Genomic DNA, 17,728 nt, shown 5'->3' on the forward strand with positions numbered 1-17,728 from the left:
ATCGCTCATGGAACACTCTGAAGTCGTGAGAACACATCCGCTGTGGAGGCCGTTCCGTGATGACGCCAACTACCACCGTCAGACCACCCGCACCGCGTATCGCCAAACACCGCCCGGTCCCCCGGAAGCACACCGGATAACGTGGGCGACCCAGTTCGCCCTCATGCACCAACTCATCAGTAGGACGATTCCCGACCAGGTAATGCAGATCCGTCATATCGGCTCGACGGCCGTACCGGGCCTCCTCGCCAAGCCCGTGATCGATATCGATCTCACGGTCCCCCACGTTGCCTATGAAGCCGCGTACGTCCCCCTGCTCGAGTCAGTAGGCTTCCGACTCATCTTTCGAGACGACGTGGCCGGTGACCCTCACCGACAGCTCAGCTTCGGTGACCCCAACACGAATCTCCACATCTGGGAGCCGAACGCTATAGAGCCTCGTCGACACGAGATGTTCGTCGCGTGGCTCCGGTCCGACGTACAGGATCGACAGCGCTACGCCGAAGCAAAACAAGCGGCCACGGAAGGTGACGGGAACCGTCGGTACAACGACCTGAAAGCTGCGGTGGTCTACGACATCTACGAACGGATCTTCCTCTCGGACACAGGGCATGTTCATCACCCTCGACCCCGCCGCTGACGGCGCACGACCTTAGGAGGGCGCCATTAACGGCTTCCGAGAGCGTTCTCCCGTCCTCCGTGGCGCAAGTATCGCACCCGTATCAAGATCCGCAACGGGTCCTGAGTGGATGATGTACGCGCACGGCCCGAGCGAAGGACAAGGCTGGTTTCTGCCGTCAGCTACTTCCACCACTTCAAGGCCGCTTGTAAAATGTCGGTTGGAGAGCCGGGAAGCCTGGTCGGCCCGCAAACGGAAACGCCTGCGGCATGCCATGGCAACCGTCGTGGCGTGTTGGCCGTGACCAAGGAATGGATCCTGTCATGCAGTCAGACTCATCTCCCGTCATCAACACCTCACGCCTCGCCAAGAACTTTGGACGGACGGCCGCGCTTGCCGGCCTGGACCTGTCCGTCCTGCCGGGCGAAGTCCACGGATTCCTGGGGCCCAACGGGGCCGGAAAATCCACCACCCTCCGCATCCTTTTAGGACTTATCCGCCCCACGTCGGGAACCGCCCGACTGTTCGGCATCGATCCCTGGGCCGAGCCGGTGCGGTCACACCGGGATGTGGCCTATGTTCCCGGGGACGTGACTCTCTGGCCCAACCTGACCGGCGGCGAGGTCATCGACCTGCTCGCCGGACTGCGCGGTGGTGCGGATGAAAACCTACGCCGCCAGCTCATCGACGAGTTCGACTTCGATCCGCGGAAGAAGGCGCGGACCTACTCCAAGGGCAACCGGCAGAAGGCTGCCCTGATCGCAGCCTTTTGCCGCCCAACCAGGCTCTACCTGCTGGACGAACCAAGCTCGGGCCTGGACCCGGTCATGGACGCCGTATTCCGTCGCCATGTCCGCCGGGTCACCGCAGACGGGGCGACAGTGCTGCTCTCCAGCCACATCCTGGCCGAAGTGGAACAGCTCTGCGACAGGGTGACCATCATCCGCTCCGGAGTGGCAGTGGAATCGGGGACCTTGGCCGAACTCCGGCACCTCACCCGCACGCGCTTCCGTGTCACGTCGGCGGCGACACCTGAGGTGCTGTCCACATGGCGGGTAATCCATGACCTCCGCGTTGACGGGACAACCATACAGTTCGACGCCGACCCAGCCGACCTTAACTACGTGCTGGATGCTTTGGCTACAGCGGGCGTCACGGGCATCACGGCCACACCCCCTTCCCTGGAGGAGCTGTTCATGCGCCATTACGGCGTGCAGGATGCCGGGCAGTCCAGCCACAGGAGCCAGAACGGTCAGGTGCTGTGATGAGCGCTGTGCTCCGGCTGGCCCTGCTCCAGGCCCGCAGGGACCTCGGGACTCTGGCCGCCTGGATCCTCGGCATCGCCGGCCTGGGCTACGCGGCCGCTACCGCTGTCATCACACAGTTCGGCGGGGACGCCGAGCGCGCCGCCCTGATTTCCGTGGCTGCCGCCAGTCCGGCATTCCTCTTCCTCCGGGGGCTACCCGACGGCATCAGTTCCGGAGCGGTCACCTTCTTTCAGGGGTATTCGTTCACCGCAGTGCTCGCCGGGCTGATGAGCGCATTCCTGGTGGTCCGGCACACCCGTGCTGACGAGGACCACGGCCGGTCCGAGCTGGTCGGTTCCACCCGGGCAACCCGGGTGACGTCCCTGTACGCAACCCTGCTCCTCGGCACCTGCGCCAACGTGGTCCTTGCCCTGGCCGTTGCCGTCGGTTTCATCGGCGCCGGCCTACCGGCACAGGGATCGCTCCTGGCGGGATCAGCTGTTGGCGCCGTGGGTCTGTTCTTCATGGCGGCCGCCGCCCTGGTAGCACAGGTCATGCCCTCCGCCCGGAGCGCCAACGCTACGTCCGCGGCGCTAGTGGGTGGCGCCTACCTGATCCGCGGTACCGGTGACGCCCTCGGCACAGCCGACCCATCGCTGCTGCACGTTACCGCAGCCTGGCCCGCACTGTTCTCACCCATCGGCTGGGGCCAGCGCACCCGGCCCTTCACCGAGACGGACCCGCTGCCGCTGGTCATAATCGGCGCCGCTGCCTTGATCCTGGCAGGGATTGCCGTGGTGCTGCGCAACAGCAGGGACCTGGGCACCAGCTACATCACGGCGAATCAGTCAGGCGCCGAACGGGCCGGCACCGGCCTGGCGTCGATGCTGGGCCTGGCCTGGCGGCTGCAACGCGGAAGTCTGGCCAACTGGTCCTTCGCCACCGCTACGCTGGGGGCCGTGGCCGGCGGTCTGGGCCCGGTGGTCCGCGACGCACTGGAAGGAAACCCGTCCCTGGCCGATCTGATGAGCCGCCTCGTCCCCGGTGACGCGGGCCTGGTTGACCTGTTCACCACGGCCATGCTGGGCATCGCCGGGATTATGGCCGCTGCCGCCGGGATCGAAGCGGTCCTGCGGCTTCGAACGGAAGAGGCAGAAGGCCGGGCCGAACTTCTCCTGTCCGTACCGGCGTCACGATTGCGCTGGATCGGCAGCACCCTCGCCGTCGCAGCAATCACGACGACCGCCGTAGCCGCTGCCGCCGGATTCTCTGCCTCGGTTGTCCTCGCCCTGGGACAAGCAGAGGGAAGCAGCCCCGGCACAGCCCTGGCCGCAGCACTCGCCCACATCCCTGCGGCGCTCATCTTCCCTGCCCTGACCCTGCTCGCGTTCGCTGTCGTACCCCGGTGGAGCAGCGCTGCCGCCTGGGGCTCCTTGGCAGCTGCGCTGGTCCTCGCACAGTTCGGAGAACTGCTCGGCCTGCCCGTGTGGGTCCAGGATCTGAGCCCGTTCCGACACTCTTCAGCCATGCCCGTTGAAGCCTTCCATCTGGAAGGCGCTTTGCTGATGGTAGCTGTGGCAATCATCATGGCGGCTGCGGCCACCCGCCTCATCCGGGAACGGGACGTGTCGGTTTGAGGCCCGCACCGGCAGAGGTGCCAGCTGCCGGATCCCACCGATGATCTTGAACCCGCGGCATGCGAGATGGCAGGACGGGCGCATCACCGCGCCCGTACTTGCCATTGCTAGCACGGATAAGCCTTGATTGCAGCGCGTGGTCCAACGCCGGGACAGCGGGATACGCATGCGGTCGTCATCGCTGCCTGTGTTCGCTGGGGGTGCATCTAGGAAACAGTGAAAGGGGCGGGCACCGTGAGCCGCCCCTTTCACCGTCGAATCGGCGGGATCCGTTGGTCTCTTGGATCTGGCGGATGCTCTCAGGTCAGTGGTGCCCGGCTTCTGTTGTACCGAACATCAGGGTCCGGCGTTGGACGTCGTAGTAGACGGTCTCCGCTGAGGAGAGCAGGTCCTGGAGGTTGTCGGCATCATCGGCGTCGATGGTCAGGACTTCTTCCCATGCTCCCTGGTCGAGGACCAGTTGCAGGGTCCAGGATCCGGGCTGGCCCGGATCACCGGCTACCCAGCTGAATTGGTAGTGGCTGAGTTGGCGGACCTTGATGCTGTCATCGGTAACGGGCTGATTCAGGTTTTGTGCCATGGTGACGGATTCCTCCTTGCACGACCCACCAGGGTGGTGGGTGCTGTGGGTGGTTCGGACAGATACCGGAAAAACCCGTTCGTGGTGAGGAAGTGCATCGGGCTCGCCCGGATGCCCCCAACGTAGTGCCACAGTCGGCGCCGGTAAACACTCGGCCCCAGCGCCTGGGCGCCTTGACGGAAGACACCGTGAAGCACCCGGCGGCCGCCGTTCGTGACCACGACGATCGATGATCTGCGGGATTTCGGTGTCGCAGTATCGTGCGAGCAGCTCACGGATAGGACGAGTGATCGTTGCCCCCCCGTGCTGGGTACAATATCCGTCGGTCATCGCTTACGCGGGCCACCGGCCTTCGTAAGCGTTTTCTCCACTCCAGGATCTGAAATGAGTACCTGATGAACAGCAGAATCACCCCGTCCGAACCCTTCCCCGAGGACCTGGACGTCTTGGCGGACTCAGAAGTCGAGGTGCTCAACAGCAAGCTTCACCGGGAACTCGACCACGAGTACGTGCACGAGGACGGGCCCGCCCCGGAAACCGAGAGCCGGCTCGAGGAAGTCACCGAGGAACTGGATTTCCGCGACCTCGTTTCCGAGAGCCCGAAGGATGCGGGAACCGATCAGACTTCGGCCGATCTGGTGCACGCGAACGCGCCTGATCGTGCCCTGCGAACGAGCACCGGCGCACCAGCATGGGGCGCGAGTGACCCGGGTGCCGAGCATCATGCCGAATGAGCAGGAGCTCAGGCGCGAGGTGACGCAGGACACCGTGACCGCGATGCTGCAGGACATGGTGTTGGACAGTGCGGACGTTCAGGAGTTCCTTGACGGGCTCGTTGAGGTCGCTGCAAAAGCTTTCACCGGCGCCTACGGTGAGGTGTTCTGCGGGGTGACGTTGCTGCGCCCGCGGTCGATGATCACGGTTGCCAGCAGCAGTGCCGAAGCGCGACGGATGGATGAGATCCAGTACGGGTTCGATGATGGTCCTTGCCTGCGCGCCGCCCGTGAGGGCTACACCGTCCACATCCCCGATTTCCTCACGGAGACACGTTTCCCTGAGTACCGGGAAGCCATCGCGTCCTATGGGATCCGTTCCGCCCTGGGCATTCCCATCAGGCTTGATTCCGGTGCCAGCGCAGGCCTCGACTTCTACTCCACCCGGCCGAACACGTTCGACGAGAAGGGCATCTCTGTCGCCGAAGGGTTCGCCCGGGACACCTCGCGGTCGCTGCGACTTGCCGTGCGCATCGCCCAGCTCGGTGACGAGGTACGGGACCGGCAGACGGCGATGGAATCCCGCACAGCCATCGACATGGCCGTCGGCGTGATCATGGCACAGAACCGGTGTGGGCAGGAGGAAGCCATCGCGATCCTGCGCCGGGCATCGAACGCCCGGAATGTGAAGCTCAAGGATCTGGCCGAAGGAATGCTGGCCTCTCTCGGTCAGACCAGCCCGATTCGCACCCATTTCACCTAGGCGGCCCCTACCCCTGCCTCTGCCCGCTGTCTCCTGCCCGCGCGGGCGGACACCGTCGTCGACCGGACTTACGCGTCAGGCGTTGATCTCGTCCTCGACGAGGCGAGCCAGATTCCGAAGGAAACGTTCGTCGTGACCTGAGAAGTCGCGAGGCTTCTGGTCGATGACGCACAGGGTGCCGACGATCCACCCGCCGGGGCCTCGTAAAGGGTGGCCGGCATAGAAACGGATCAACGGCTCCCCCACGACCAAAGGGTTGGTGCTGAAGCGATCATCCTCGAGTGCGTCCGTGACGATCAGCGGCCCGGCGCTGCGGATCGTCGCGTGGCAGAACGTGATCTCCCGGGGCAGGTTCTGCTCAAGCGGTCCGATCACGGACTTCAGGAACATGCGCCGGTCATCGAGCAGCGCAATGACGGATGTGCCGACCCGGAAGTAGTCCGTCGCCTGCTGCGTATACCGGTCGAACCGGCCCTCGGGAATGGAATCCAGCAGACGCGTCCTGTCCAGCGCAGCCAGTCGCTCCGTTTCCTGCTCCCCTGCACTGAACAAGAACGCACCTGCAGCACCGAGCGCTCTGCGTGAGCCCTCGACCGAAGCGTCAGCGTCATCCTCGGCATCGAAGGGCACCCGCAACTGCACCGCTCTCGACTCGAGCAGCTCGTTCGTGGCCTCCGCGAGGAGATTCCGTTCAAGTGGTGAGGGCACCAGAAGACCGGCAAGATACGACTGGACCTCGAACAGCGAAATTGAACCGCCCAGGCCGTAGTACCGCACCCACAAATCCTCGACGCTCACATGCGCCTCGGAAAGCGCGAACGTCGTCATCCTGACCTGCACTAGCCCATCCACAGCGACCTCCGCGGCCATCATCACCCAGCACCCGCACCGCCACTGGCATCACTCGCCCGAGACCCTCGATCATCAGCGCACTTAGTAGTTCAGGCTACCGTCTCCTCCCCGATCAGGACGAGTGTCGGCGGAAAGACCGGCCGCCCGAGGTACATCCGCCGCATGGAAGTAGCGGCTCCCCGGTACACCTGCCGGCGCACATGCCGCCCCGCCGGATGGGCGTCACCCCGCGCGGATCTACGGGACGGGACCAGCCAGACGAGGAGACGGAGGCGACCACCTCGACCTGGCTGGCAAGTGCGGCGGTGAACGCGTGACCGGGTATCTGTTGCTTCCGCAGGTAGCGCCCCGGTCGCAGGTCTTTCTCAGGCTGGGGCGGGTCCAAGGCGGTTGATGATGGCGATCAGCTGGTCACGGAAAATCTGATCGGACAGTCCTGCTGATTCCGCTGCAGTCTCACGCATCTGATCAATGTCCTGCACTACCGTCTGGCCTCGGGCTGTGATGCGGGTACGTATCGAACGTGCATCCAATGTGTCGCGGGCCCTGGATACCAGCCCTTTGAGCTCGAGCTTTTCCAGGACTCGTCCCATGGTTTGACCCTGAACATGCATCAGGGCGGCAAGGCGTATCTGGCTGATCGGGCCACTGTCGGACAGCGCCTTCAGCGTGGTCGCACCGGCATGGGTGACGTTCTGGTCCGCCAAGCGCTGGTTCTGGTCCTGATCGTTCAATCGGGCGGCCGTACTCAACAAGCGACTGGTCGTCCAGTGTGCTGTATTCACGTACACCTACTCTCTTTCCTGACTCACCGTACGCTCTGCCCTCAAATAGCACCCACGTACCGTGACAACTCACACGTCGTATTCATCCACCTGACCGCGTCCGGCTCGTCCCTAACGCCCGCGGAACAGGGCGGGCCGGAACGGATAGTTGATCTCCCAACTGTCCCCGGCGGCGTCGGGATCCGTTACATCTCCGCGCGTAGTGTGGGCAGTGTCTCAAGGTAATAGTGGTGTACGTCTTCTGGGTGCCACGTCCCGGGTTTTCCGAGCGTTGCTGTCCAATGAACGCCGATCTCCCGACGAGGAGAATCATCATGAACGACATCTCCCGCTCGGCCGGAGCCTCCGCAGACCGTCCCGAGGGGTCGGCTGGGAAGCAACGCCGCGATCCTGCCCCTGCTCTGTCGGCGCGTACAGCCACTTTCCTGCAGAACCTGGTCCTGGACAGCAGCGATGTCGATCAGTTCCTCACCAACCTGGCACAGGTCGCTGCCCGGCATCTGTCCCGACTGGACCATGAGGTCCTATGCGGGGTGACGCTCCTGCGCCCCCGGCACGCGAGAACCCTGGCCAGCAGCCGTCCATACGCCCTTGAACTGGACAGGATCCAGTGCTCCTTCGGTGACGGACCCTGCCTGGAAGCTGCACGGATCGGCGCCCTCGTCCATGTCCGCGACACCCGAACCGATGAACGGTGGCCACAGTACTTCGAGACCATCACTCAGCACGGGATACGAGCCATCCTCGCAGTACCGATTGCACTGGAGGGCGAGGCCGGATGCACGATGAACCTCTACTCCACCACTGTTGACGGGTTCACGCCGGAAGCCATCAAGACCGCGGAGACGTTCGCCCGTGACACCGCACAATCGCTGCGCCTGGCTGTGCGCATAGCCCAGTTGTCAGACAAGGCCGAGAATCTCAACGCAGCACTGCAGTCACGGACCACCATCGACCTCGCGGCGGGAATCGTGATGGGGCAGAACCGGTGCAGCCAATCAGCAGCTATCGAGATCATGAAAATCGCTGCCAGCCATCGGGAGATCAAACTCCGCCACCTCGCCGCCAACATCGTGTCCAGCATCAGCGCGGAACCCCCCGCCACCCACTTCGACTGACACCCCCGCGTGCCACCCCCGGCCCATCCCGCGTTGCCGCCCTTGGGGTCATCCACGTGTGGGTGGGCGGACCGCCTCGCGCGAACCCGTCCCGCCGTGTTCTCGTCTTCGGCACAGCACGCAAGGCTGTTGGGATACGAATCCGAAACTGGAAGAGCAGGCGGAGCAGTGGCTATGCGTCGATGAGCGTACCCGTAGTGTTGCGCCTATCAGCGGCATCCAAGAACACAACGAAGTGCAGGAGGCATCATGCCCAATGTCGAGACCGCTGCGGCGAAGGCCTTACAGGAGGCCCTAACCGCCGAAAAGGGTCGGTCCGCCGCGATTCTCATCCATGACGGGCCACTGCGTCAGACCATCCTCGGGCTCAAGGCGGGTCAGGTTCTCGCCGAGCACAACTCACCACCTGCTGCGAGCATGCACCTTCTCCGGGGACGGGTGCGTGTCACCGGTCAGGACCAATCCGAGGTAGGCACCGGGGAGATCGTCGCTCTGACTCACGTGCGTCACGGGGTGGAGGCATTGGAGGATTCCGTGTTCCTGCTGACAACGGTCACCAGCCAGGCCGGCGACAGCCACGGCGGCGACCCCACCGGGAAGCATTCCTGATATGAGGGACCACCGGTTGGTGCCCGGACGATCAAGAGATCCATCCTTGCGTCATCTCACCGTGCGGTCACTGTGTGCTCAGTGTGCGGTCATCCTTGCGCTCCACCGCACCACCCGCCTCAGCACCCGCCGCACAGCGCATCGAAGGGACCGGGTGCACACTAGGGGTACCTGGCTGTCATCGGACGCGGCACGTGAAATCTCACCAAGGCACTGCAGCAACCCGACATAGGAGTATCACCATGAACACCTCCAGCACCTCACTCAAACCAGTCCTCGTCGGATACGACGGCTCAGACGGATCCCAGCGGGCGGTGCGCTGGGCCGCCCGGCATGCCTCAGCAACCGGAGTCTCCCTGCTCGTCGCCCACTGCTCGGTATGGCCGCTCTTCACCAACAACCTCGGCCCGGTAGGAGGCATCAAGGACAGCGGCCTGCAGCGCGAAGCCGAAAAGACACTTGCTGAAGGCGTGGAGCATGCTGTTCAGGCGGCACCGCATATCGAAGTCACACAGCGCCTCGTCACCGGATTCCCGGCCGAGGTACTGACCAAACTCTCAGCAGACGCATCATTGCTCGTCACGGGAACCCGCGGTCTGGGTGGTTTCGCAGGATTGCTCGTGGGGTCCGTCAGCCTGCACCTGGCCGCCAGTGCATCCTGTCCGATCATGGTCGTGCGCGAAGACCAGCCCGCCCAGGGCAATGTGCTGGTCGCCGTGGATGGATCACCTGAAAGCGACCGCGCAGTGCTTCAAGCCGCGAACCTGGCGGACACCCTGAACCAGTCCCTCAGCCTTCTCCATGTACTCCCCTACCGCCGTAACTCTGCGGAAGTCGCCGCCGACGCCGAACGGGACCCCATCATCCAGCAATCCTTGAACCTGCTGCCCACCGATACGAAACTCACCATCGCCGAGGAAGCCACGACGGCCACCTCGACACCGGGAGCGATCGTGGAACGAGCCCGCACCGCGTCCTGCGTCGTGCTCGGAGCAAAGGGCCGCAACACCCTCGGAGCCAGACTCGGATCAACAGTCCACGCCGTCCTGCACCACGCCAAAGGCAACGTCCTCATCGTGCGCTGATACGCCACTTCTTCAAAGCGGCTGGTCGATCGAAGGCCGGGAGCTGAGACAGGCTAGGGCCTGCCTCGCCATGCTCAGCGCCCGCCCTCCGAACAGCGCGATTGAGGTCGAAGGCCATCCCGTAGGAGGAACGCCTTGCGGGCTGCCTTCCATGCACCGACGATAAACACCATTGCGGTCACCTCCAGTCCTGATCGGCGCACGATCACTAGGGCATTAGCCGATCCTCGAGCGTGTGCAACTCAACTCGTGCGTGACGACTTCCCTATTTCTGGCCGTGCTGTGCAAACCCGGACTAACGGAATTCCCGAGTTCACTGCTTTTCGTAGTCCGCTCGTGGCTGCGGTTCCAGGGTTCGTGCTCGCACGGCACCTTTGTTTCGGTAACCCTCCTCCTGATTGGGATATCCGTGACCCGCGCAGTTCGTGAAACATGGTCTCCAGCCACCTGCTCGAGCGGTGCTCAGGGCATTGGTATCAGCGGCTCCCTGCAGGGGCAGCTGCGTTGATTACCTCGAACCTTGCCGCACATCGCCCAGCCCGTACTCCTGGCCTGCTTCCGACCTTGCACGCGTACGCGGCGGCGCTCAATGCCTTCTCCGGTCTGGCCACGCAACCGGTTGAAGTTTCCATTGCGCCGGATCATCCAGTACGGGTGAGGCGCCGGCTGAGGAAGGGGGCCTATGGTCTGGGCCTGGGACTGTCTCAGCGCCGGCGTGACGAACACTTCGGTAACTAGGAAATGACGACAGTACATAGGCGACGAAGCTGGACGACTACTCGATGAAGGATGGAATGATGGCTGAGCGTGTGAACAGGTACCAGCTGCCGATCGTGGACAGACCCGTAGTGACGGACACACCAATGGATGCTCGGGATGCGCACAAGCCGGTTCCGAAGCCTCCTCTGCGACCGCCGAGCGGAGCGCCGAATGTATTGGTGATCCTTGTCGATGACATGGGGTTCGGGGTGAGCAGCGCGTTTGGGGGGCCAGCCAAGATGCCTCAAGCGGAACGGATGGCTAGAGAGGGTACGTCCTTCACACGGTTCCATACGACCGCATTGTGCTCCCCTACCCGTCAAGCGCTGTTGACTGGGCGGAACCATCACACCGCGGAGATGGGGGCTTTGGCCGAGCTTGCAACGTCTGTACCTGGGTATACCGCTGTACGGCCGGACAGTTGTGCGACGCTTGCGCAGGTTCTCCGGATGAATGGATACTCAACCGGAGCTTTCGGAAAATGGCACCAAACTCCGCCATGGGAGACAAGTCCGTCCGGTCCATTCGACCGGTGGCCGACCGGTGAGGGATTCGAGAAGTTCTACGGTTTCCTCGGCGGCGACACCCATCAGTGGGTCCCGGCTCTGGTCAATGGCACTCATCACATCGAGCCTCCACGTACGCCTGAGGAGGGTTATCACCTCACGGAGGACCTGGTTGATCAAGCGATCGCGTGGATCGGCAATCTCGAATCGTTGACACCCGACAAGCCTTGGTTCACCTACCTGCCCTTCGGGGCGACCCACGCCCCGCATCACGTTCCGAAGGAATACCTGGAGGCGGTGCGGGGAGCGTTTGATCACGGTTATGACCGGCAGCGGGAGATCACATTCGAACGTCAGAAAGAGATGGGGATCGTTCCCCCCGAAGCGGTGCTGACCGCACAGAATGAGCACATCCCCTCCTGGGGAGAGCTCAGCGACGATGACCGGGTGGTCGGTACACGACTCTTCGAAGCGTATGCGGCGATGGCCGCCCACACTGATGACAACCTCGCTCGCCTGATGGGCTTCCTCGAAGACATCAAGGTTCTCGACGACACCCTTGTGCTCTATGTGCTCGGGGACAATGGGGCGTCGACCGAGGCGGGCCCGTTTGGCACTTTCAATGAAATGGCCTACCAGAACAATGTGCTGATGACCACTGACGACATCAAACCGCACTTGGACGAAATCGGCAGCCCGACGTCGTTCAATCACATGCCGGCCGGATGGGCTCAAGCGATGAATACCCCATATCAGTGGAGCAAAATAGTTGCATCCCACTGGGGTGGCACCAGGACCGGAATGATCGCCCGGTACCCCGATCACGTACCTGCGGGAGAGAAGCGGTCGCAATTCACCCACGTCATCGACATCGTGCCCACCATTCTGGAGCTCGTGGGAATCCCTGAACCGCAACTCGTGAACGGAGTGCCGCAAACTCCACTAGAGGGGACGAGTTTTGTATACACCTTCGATAAGGAGGCGGCAAACGTCACGGAGCGGCACACCACCCAGTACTTCGAGATAGGCGGCAATCGAGGCATCTACCACGAAGGATGGACAGCTGTGACGCAGCACTTCCTGCCTTGGCCTGACGCCAACGACCACATCCCAGCACTTACAGACGACACGTGGGAGCTCTACGGACCCGACGACTGGACTCAATCAAACGACCTCGCCGCCGATCAGCCGGACAAGCTCCGCGAACTTCAGGACCGCTTCCTGATCGAGGCTTCCAAATACAAGGTTCTTCCCCTGGACGATCGACAGCGCGAACGGTACGATCCAAAAACCGCCGGACGACCGGACTTGATGCAAGGACGGACAACGTTGACGCTCCGCCCGGGAATGACCCGGCTGAACGAAAACACTGTGCTCAACGTCAAGAACACCTCCTTCACCGTCACTGCGACAGTGACCCTGCCTGACGAACCTGCCGAGGGGGCGATCATCGCGCAGGGCGGAGGATTCGGCGGATGGGCGTTCTATTTCCTCAATGGCGTCCCCAGCTATTCCCACAACTACGTCGGGATGGAAATGATGACCGTTCGTGCCACCGGACCGATCGACCCCGGAGAGCACGAGGTGGCTCTCCGGTTCGAATACGATGGCGGCGGTGCAGGAAAGGGCGGCGACGTCGAACTTACCTGCGACGGCAACGTTATTGGCCGCGGCCGGCTGGACAAGACCGTTCCAGCACTGTTCTCCTTCGATGAAGGACTCGACATCGGCCTGGACAGCCTGGACCCGGTTGTGCGTGACTACGCGGTACCTGGAGGCGCCTTCACCGGCACCATCAAGGAAGTCGTCGTGGACATCGCCCCTGAATCGTTCCACGACGAGGAGCTGATTGTCCACGCCCACTACCGCAGGCAATGAAGCCTTACGACGCGAAGCAGCGCACCAGAAACGTACCCGTATCCTCGTCGTCTGCCATCAGGCGACCCCACCACCAGCTTCTATCGGGGGAACCTAGCGAACTCGGAAACCCCGCAGAAAGTTTGATAGAGGGGTATGAGACGTATATGGTGCGGGCCCTGACCGCCGAATGCATGTTGGACCGGTCGCCCAGCTCGCCCAGCTCACCCGGGAGGGAGGAAGTGAGAGAGAGTGGACGGAGTCACGATTGAATGATGAGCCCATCGCAGGAGGACAACGTCCGTTCATCGTGCTGCGCGCCTACTGCGTCCACCCCGCCGCACCATCCTATGGAGCCGGCGACGGAAGCTTCCCAGAACCAGGTGCTGGACAAAACCCTTGAGGCGGCGATTCTTGCCAGAAGCCGCACGCTTGAGCCGACTACAGTGACGAACCGACAGTTCTCCGGCTTCATCGCAGACTCAGGGTATCGGACCGACGCGGAGGAGTGGGGGGCGTCATTTGTCTTCCATCTGTTGCTTGCTCCTACTGCTCCAGCCACCCAGGCGGTTGTAGGCGCCGAGTGGTGGCGACTGGTCCCGGGCGCCACATGGCAACATCCAGAAGGTCCTGGATCCGACATCGGCGACCGACCTGACCACCCCGTCGTTCACGTGTCTTGGTATGACGCGATGGCCTACTGCGCGTGGGCGGGCTTAGTGCTGCCTACCGAACAGGAATGGGAGTCCGCTGCCCGGGCCGGCCACAAACGTCGAGAGTTCCCATGGGGTCATGAGCTCACCCCCGGTGACACGCACATGATGAACGTTTGGCAGGGGACTTTCCCGTCACACAACAGCGGAGACGACGGCTTCATTGGCACGGCGCCCGTTCGGTCCTTCCCCGCCAATGACTACGGTCTATACGAGATGACGGGGAACGTCTGGGAGTGGACAAGCAGTCTTTTCGACCAGGAACAACGCGTGCTGCGCGGCGGCTCGTACCTCTGTCACGCCTCCTACTGTAGGCGATACACCGTCACCGGCAGGATGGGGAACACGCCGGACTCGACAAGCGGGAACATGGGTTTCCGCTGCGCCTCTCTGGCCGGGCCGGATCCATGCCGCAACTCATCGGACCGGCAGACCGCGCTTGGGTCGTCGCCTCCGAGATCGATCACGCCTCCACGCTCACCGGCGGTGAGTTCGAGCTCATCAACCAGGTCATGAGGATTCGGCGTTGGAAGTGGTGCTCGTAGAACCGATTACGGACCTCCCCAGGGACTCAGACGACGTCGATCTACAGGTTTCCTGACCACTACGTCGGTCAGCGTGCATTTCTCGGGCTAGCCTGCGCCGATGCGGTACTCAGGGCTCACCCGAGTTCTTGCCGGGGTCAGCCCGAAAATGCTTGCCCAGACGCGCGAGGTCTGAATGATCCACCCGCGATCGTGAGCCAGTCCGGCATCGACTGATGACTCGATCCGAGGATTACCGAGGACCAGCAAACCGGGGAGAGGGCGTACGCGCCCAACAACATCGACCGCGGGCACCTCGTACGCGGAGCGTCTGCCGTCTGGGGGTGACACCCGGGTCGAAGCGGTCCGGGTGAACACGGACACCTTCCACGACGCCAACGCCGCCCCACAGGCCGCGAAGTTCAACCAGGGCCTCGAGCTGCGGCTCGGCCTGGAAACCTACCTGCTGGACAACATTGCCAACGACGGCCGGCGCCTGATCGTGTTCACCCGGGCCATCTTCAGCGCCGAACTGTTTCCGCTTCAGTCAAAGTCACCGCTCGTCAGTTTTCCGGCCGTTGTGAATGGTGAGTGATAGCAGGAAGGAAGCCACAGCGAAGGTGGCAAGGAGGCTCAGTCCCACGAAGTAGCTGTTGTCCTGGGCGTCGTAGGTGGCGCCCATGACCAGTGTGGGGGGAAGTACCCGCCAAGGCCGCCGGCGGCGGCGACTATACCGCCGACGGTCCCGACGTCTTTTGGAGCAGCGGCTCGACCGACCCAACCGAATACCCCTCCAGTACCCAACCCCAGGAACAGTGCCATCAGGAGGAAGACGGGTCCGTAGACCCGTTCCTGTCCTGGTTGGTAGGCCACGATCATCGCCAAGACGGCTACGCCTGCGAGGGACGTCAGGGTGACAGTTCTGGGACCGATTCTATCGGCGAGGGTTCCTCCTATGGGTCGTGCGATGACCGCGGCCAGGGCGAACCCAGCGGTCCGCGTGCCTGCGGCGGTCGCATCAAACCCGTATACGTTGTCGAGGTATGTGGGTAAGTAGTTCGAGAATGCTACGAATGCGCCAAAAACCACGCCATAGAGGAAACACAGTTGCCAGGTCGCCTTCAGAGTGAAGGCATGGCTGATTTTGGGCCATACCGGCTCTGGTGTTTTGGCGGAGTATGCGGGCGAGTCTCGCAGTACAAGCCAGCACACGACGGACATGAGTGCGACGATCGCCGCGATGAGGACGTGTGTTCCCATGTAGCCGATGCCTGTCATCAGGCGAGGGGTGAAGAAGGCGGAGATTGCTGTGCCGATCATGCCAGCGCCGAAGACGCCGGTCGCAAACCCTTTCCGGTTTGTTTCGTACCACGCCGAGCAGAAGGGGATGCCTACGGCGAAGACGGTGCCGGCGATTCCTAACAGGAAGGTGACACCGATCAGAAGCATGTAGTTGTTGAGTTCACCAATGATTCCGGTCAGCAGTACAAGCGGCGCGGTAGCACCAAGCACGATGGTGAACATCACGCGGCCACCGTAGCGATCAGTGAGGGCCCCCACGGGAATGCGACAGATGGATCCGACGAGGATGGGCATCGCTACGAGAGCCGCCACTTGCGTGTCGCTGAGATCCATTTGTTGTGCGTAGCGCTTCGACAACGGGCCGACAATCGTCCAAGCCCAGAAGCCCACCGCGGAGGCCAGCGTCGCGAGGAGGAGGTTTCGTGTTTGCCCGGGTCGAAGGTTCAGCTCAGCGGTGCTAGGGAAGGTGGTTGGCGGAGAAGACGACATGGAGTCCTCAGAGGTGTTGATCGTTGGCAGTGTCAGCGACGGCTCGCACGGGATCTTTTCGGGTGCTTTTTCATAGGAGGACGCGTGTTGCCTTGGGCCCGGTCCGGCGTTCCTACTGGTTCCCAGCCCCGCCTGGTGAGTGCGGTGCCGTTCGGTCGTTGGTCGCGGGACCGGTAGACGATGTAGGGGCGGAAAAGGTAATGAACGGGTGCAGTGAATGCATGGACGAGGCGGGTGAAGGGCCAGACGGCGAACAGGGCCATGGCCCACAGAGCGTGGAGGTGGAAGCCGGGCCCGGCAGCGGTCATGGCGGCGATATCGGGCTGGAAGATCCAGATCGAGCGGAACCAGGGAGAGACTGTTTGCCTGTAGTCCACCACTGTCGTGTCGAGTAGGGACAGCACAGTGGTTCCCAACCCTGTGAGCAGGGCGGCCAGAAGCATGACGTACATGAACTTGTCATTCTTCGTGGTCGCCATGAAAACCGGGCCGGTGGTGCGGCGGCGCCAAATCAGGAGCACGATCCCGACCAGCGTCCCTATGCCTGCAATCGTGCCAAGGCCCAGTGCCACGATGTGGTGAGGGTGCTCATTGATTCCGGCGGCATCGGTCCATGTGCGCGGGATTACTAAGCCGACCACATGGCCTGCTAGCACCGCGAGAATCCCGAAGTGGAAAAGAGGCGAGGCGATCCGCAGGATACGGGACTCGTAGAGTTGGGATGAGCGTGTCGTCCACCCGAACTGGTCGTATCTGTATGGCCAGATCGTTCCGCCTATGAGTGCTGCGAGCACGACGTAGGGCAGCACACCCCAAAGCAGGATGTCCCCCACTCCCACGTTGATGTTTTCCGGAGGTGGCTTGACTGGAATCATGGGCTCTTCCTCTCGGCGAGGGGCAGAAGTCGAGGATCGTACGGGTCCAGTCCTACGCTTTCGGTCGGTGGCCCGTATCCAGCCATTCGCATAACCGCGTCACGGTCGTCAGGAGACACGCCTGGCAGGGTTGCGCATACGAGGGCGAGGGCGCGGTGGTGCGGGAGTTTGTCGTCCTGCAGCGACAGCCGCAGCAATTCGAGGGAGGGGCGGTAGCGCTGCAGGAGCTCATAGCCGTCGTCCGCGCTGACTTTCGCGGTGAACTCGAGCACCAGTGGGAGATAGTCCGGTAGTTCGGACTCATCCAGCTCGACTCCGTGAGCTCGGTAGATTTGTTTAAACGCGGCCAGTGCTTCTCCTCGACGGCGGGTGTCGCCATCGGTCCAGTAGGTCAGGTGCAGGCTGTGCCGTCGTGAGAGGTCGAACTCCTGTACGTAATCAGCCTGTACAGCAGGCAAGGGACGAGCCTTAAGCCAGGTGATGAGCTCCTCTATCCAAGACAACCTACTGACTGCGGTGAAGGTCCCTTCCCTGGAATCTCACATTCAGATCCAGCGTGAGGGCTGGGTGTGGCTCGACTCGGTCACACCCGAGTTCGACCGTAATCAGGACGACGACGGCGACAAAAAGTAGAACAACAGGTCCGGTGAATGAAACCGGGACATTTTGCGGGTGTACACCACATTTTTCTGACG

Annotated in this window: 15 protein-coding genes and 3 pseudogenes; 12 read left to right on the top strand and 6 right to left on the bottom strand. The window is 62.7% G+C overall.

Annotation, left to right across the window (positions count from 1 at the left end; translation table 11 throughout):
* The first annotated feature begins 7 nt into the window (after positions 1-7).
* The 3 genes from AC4D2C_RS06410 (at position 8) to AC4D2C_RS06420 (ending at position 3,503) form a co-directional block, all read left to right on the top strand.
* Positions 8-640, top strand: a complete 633-nt coding sequence (locus AC4D2C_RS06410) for a GrpB family protein (protein WP_490913504.1) — start codon at positions 8-10, stop codon at positions 638-640.
* 302 nt (positions 641-942) lie between these two features.
* Positions 943-1,884 carry an ABC transporter ATP-binding protein gene (locus AC4D2C_RS06415; protein ID WP_490913506.1) on the top strand — a complete coding sequence of 314 codons (942 nt, stop codon included), beginning with the start codon at positions 943-945 and terminating at the stop codon, positions 1,882-1,884.
* A complete protein-coding gene (locus tag AC4D2C_RS06420; RefSeq protein WP_490913508.1) occupies positions 1,884-3,503 on the top strand; it encodes an ABC transporter permease in 1,620 nt (539 codons plus the stop codon). The genes AC4D2C_RS06415 and AC4D2C_RS06420 overlap by 1 nt, the downstream gene beginning before the upstream one ends.
* A gap of 304 nt (positions 3,504-3,807) precedes the next feature.
* On the opposite strand, the gene AC4D2C_RS06425 is transcribed toward AC4D2C_RS06420, so the two are convergent.
* The gene (locus tag AC4D2C_RS06425; RefSeq protein ID WP_334210065.1) at positions 3,808-4,083 is read right to left on the bottom strand and encodes a hypothetical protein; all 276 of its coding nucleotides are present in this window, start codon (positions 4,081-4,083) and stop codon (positions 3,808-3,810) included.
* Between the two features lie 395 nt (positions 4,084-4,478).
* Here AC4D2C_RS06425 and AC4D2C_RS06430 point away from each other — a divergent pair, with 395 nt between their 5' ends.
* Together AC4D2C_RS06430 and AC4D2C_RS06435 are read left to right on the top strand one after the other, a co-directional pair.
* Positions 4,479-4,817 (top strand): hypothetical protein, encoded by a 339-nt coding sequence (locus tag AC4D2C_RS06430; protein ID WP_490913510.1) that lies wholly within the window; start codon positions 4,479-4,481, stop codon positions 4,815-4,817.
* Positions 4,807-5,559, top strand: a complete 753-nt coding sequence (locus AC4D2C_RS06435; RefSeq protein WP_490913512.1) for a GAF and ANTAR domain-containing protein — start codon at positions 4,807-4,809, stop codon at positions 5,557-5,559. Before AC4D2C_RS06430 ends, AC4D2C_RS06435 begins: the two co-directional genes overlap by 11 nt.
* Positions 5,560-5,634: 75 nt before the next feature.
* On the opposite strand, the gene AC4D2C_RS06440 is transcribed toward AC4D2C_RS06435, so the two are convergent.
* Complete coding sequence (locus AC4D2C_RS06440; protein ID WP_490913514.1) at positions 5,635-6,387, bottom strand: GAF domain-containing protein; 753 nt, start codon at positions 6,385-6,387, stop codon at positions 5,635-5,637.
* Positions 6,388-6,776: 389 nt separating this feature from the next.
* Positions 6,777-7,196 (bottom strand): MarR family winged helix-turn-helix transcriptional regulator, encoded by a 420-nt coding sequence (locus AC4D2C_RS06445; RefSeq protein WP_490913516.1) that lies wholly within the window; start codon positions 7,194-7,196, stop codon positions 6,777-6,779.
* A gap of 314 nt (positions 7,197-7,510) precedes the next feature.
* Here AC4D2C_RS06445 and AC4D2C_RS06450 point away from each other — a divergent pair, with 314 nt between their 5' ends.
* From AC4D2C_RS06450 to AC4D2C_RS06480, 7 genes and pseudogenes are all read left to right on the top strand, one after another.
* On the top strand, positions 7,511-8,314 hold the full coding sequence (locus tag AC4D2C_RS06450; protein WP_490913518.1) for a GAF domain-containing protein: 804 nt from the start codon (positions 7,511-7,513) through the stop codon (positions 8,312-8,314).
* 249 nt (positions 8,315-8,563) lie between these two features.
* Positions 8,564-8,923, top strand: coding sequence for a cupin domain-containing protein (locus AC4D2C_RS06455; RefSeq protein ID WP_490913520.1), 360 nt, complete (start codon positions 8,564-8,566; stop codon positions 8,921-8,923).
* A gap of 242 nt (positions 8,924-9,165) precedes the next feature.
* On the top strand, positions 9,166-10,008 hold the full coding sequence (locus tag AC4D2C_RS06460; protein ID WP_490913522.1) for a universal stress protein: 843 nt from the start codon (positions 9,166-9,168) through the stop codon (positions 10,006-10,008).
* 797 nt (positions 10,009-10,805) lie between these two features.
* Positions 10,806-13,151 carry an arylsulfatase gene (locus tag AC4D2C_RS06465; RefSeq protein WP_490913524.1) on the top strand — a complete coding sequence of 782 codons (2,346 nt, stop codon included), beginning with the start codon at positions 10,806-10,808 and terminating at the stop codon, positions 13,149-13,151.
* A 329-nt stretch (positions 13,152-13,480) separates the two neighbouring features.
* Positions 13,481-14,218 (top strand): annotated as a pseudogene (locus tag AC4D2C_RS06470) (formylglycine-generating enzyme family protein); the annotation flags it as partial.
* A 32-nt stretch (positions 14,219-14,250) separates the two neighbouring features.
* On the top strand, positions 14,251-14,388 hold the full coding sequence (locus AC4D2C_RS06475; RefSeq protein ID WP_490914060.1) for a hypothetical protein: 138 nt from the start codon (positions 14,251-14,253) through the stop codon (positions 14,386-14,388).
* A 349-nt stretch (positions 14,389-14,737) separates the two neighbouring features.
* Entirely contained in the window at positions 14,738-14,962 is a 225-nt protein-coding gene (locus AC4D2C_RS06480) for a DNA/RNA non-specific endonuclease (protein WP_490913526.1), read from the top strand.
* Here the strand turns inward: AC4D2C_RS06480 and AC4D2C_RS06485 are convergent.
* From AC4D2C_RS06485 to narJ, 3 genes and pseudogenes are all read right to left on the bottom strand, one after another.
* Positions 14,921-16,158 (bottom strand): annotated as a pseudogene (locus AC4D2C_RS06485) (nitrate/nitrite transporter). The gene AC4D2C_RS06480 and the pseudogene AC4D2C_RS06485 overlap by 42 nt on opposite strands.
* Positions 16,159-16,190: 32 nt before the next feature.
* On the bottom strand, positions 16,191-17,033 hold the full coding sequence (gene narI, locus AC4D2C_RS06490; RefSeq protein WP_490913528.1) for a respiratory nitrate reductase subunit gamma: 843 nt from the start codon (positions 17,031-17,033) through the stop codon (positions 16,191-16,193).
* Positions 17,030-17,524 (bottom strand): annotated as a pseudogene (gene narJ / locus AC4D2C_RS06495) (nitrate reductase molybdenum cofactor assembly chaperone); the annotation flags it as partial. The pseudogene narJ and the gene narI, both read right to left, overlap by 4 nt.
* Between the last annotated feature and the right edge of the window lie 204 nt (positions 17,525-17,728).

The organism is Arthrobacter sp. TJ-240 (assembly GCF_058269195.1).

Bases quoted from the DNA above. Each gene is read 5' to 3' on its own strand.
- AC4D2C_RS06410 (WP_490913504.1), top strand. From the start codon at position 8: ATGGAACACTCTGAAGTCGTGAGAACACATCCGCTGTGGAGGCCGTTC.
- AC4D2C_RS06415 (WP_490913506.1), top strand. From the start codon at position 943: ATGCAGTCAGACTCATCTCCCGTCATCAACACCTCACGCCTCGCCAAG.
- AC4D2C_RS06420 (WP_490913508.1), top strand. From the start codon at position 1,884: ATGAGCGCTGTGCTCCGGCTGGCCCTGCTCCAGGCCCGCAGGGACCTC.
- AC4D2C_RS06425 (WP_334210065.1), bottom strand. From the start codon at position 4,083: ATGGCACAAAACCTGAATCAGCCCGTTACCGATGACAGCATCAAGGTC.
- AC4D2C_RS06430 (WP_490913510.1), top strand. From the start codon at position 4,479: ATGAACAGCAGAATCACCCCGTCCGAACCCTTCCCCGAGGACCTGGAC.
- AC4D2C_RS06435 (WP_490913512.1), top strand. From the start codon at position 4,807: ATGCCGAATGAGCAGGAGCTCAGGCGCGAGGTGACGCAGGACACCGTG.
- AC4D2C_RS06440 (WP_490913514.1), bottom strand. From the start codon at position 6,387: ATGACGACGTTCGCGCTTTCCGAGGCGCATGTGAGCGTCGAGGATTTG.
- AC4D2C_RS06450 (WP_490913518.1), top strand. From the start codon at position 7,511: ATGAACGACATCTCCCGCTCGGCCGGAGCCTCCGCAGACCGTCCCGAG.
- AC4D2C_RS06455 (WP_490913520.1), top strand. From the start codon at position 8,564: ATGCCCAATGTCGAGACCGCTGCGGCGAAGGCCTTACAGGAGGCCCTA.
- AC4D2C_RS06460 (WP_490913522.1), top strand. From the start codon at position 9,166: ATGAACACCTCCAGCACCTCACTCAAACCAGTCCTCGTCGGATACGAC.
- AC4D2C_RS06465 (WP_490913524.1), top strand. From the start codon at position 10,806: ATGGCTGAGCGTGTGAACAGGTACCAGCTGCCGATCGTGGACAGACCC.
- AC4D2C_RS06475 (WP_490914060.1), top strand. From the start codon at position 14,251: ATGCCGCAACTCATCGGACCGGCAGACCGCGCTTGGGTCGTCGCCTCC.
- narI (WP_490913528.1), bottom strand. From the start codon at position 17,033: ATGATTCCAGTCAAGCCACCTCCGGAAAACATCAACGTGGGAGTGGGG.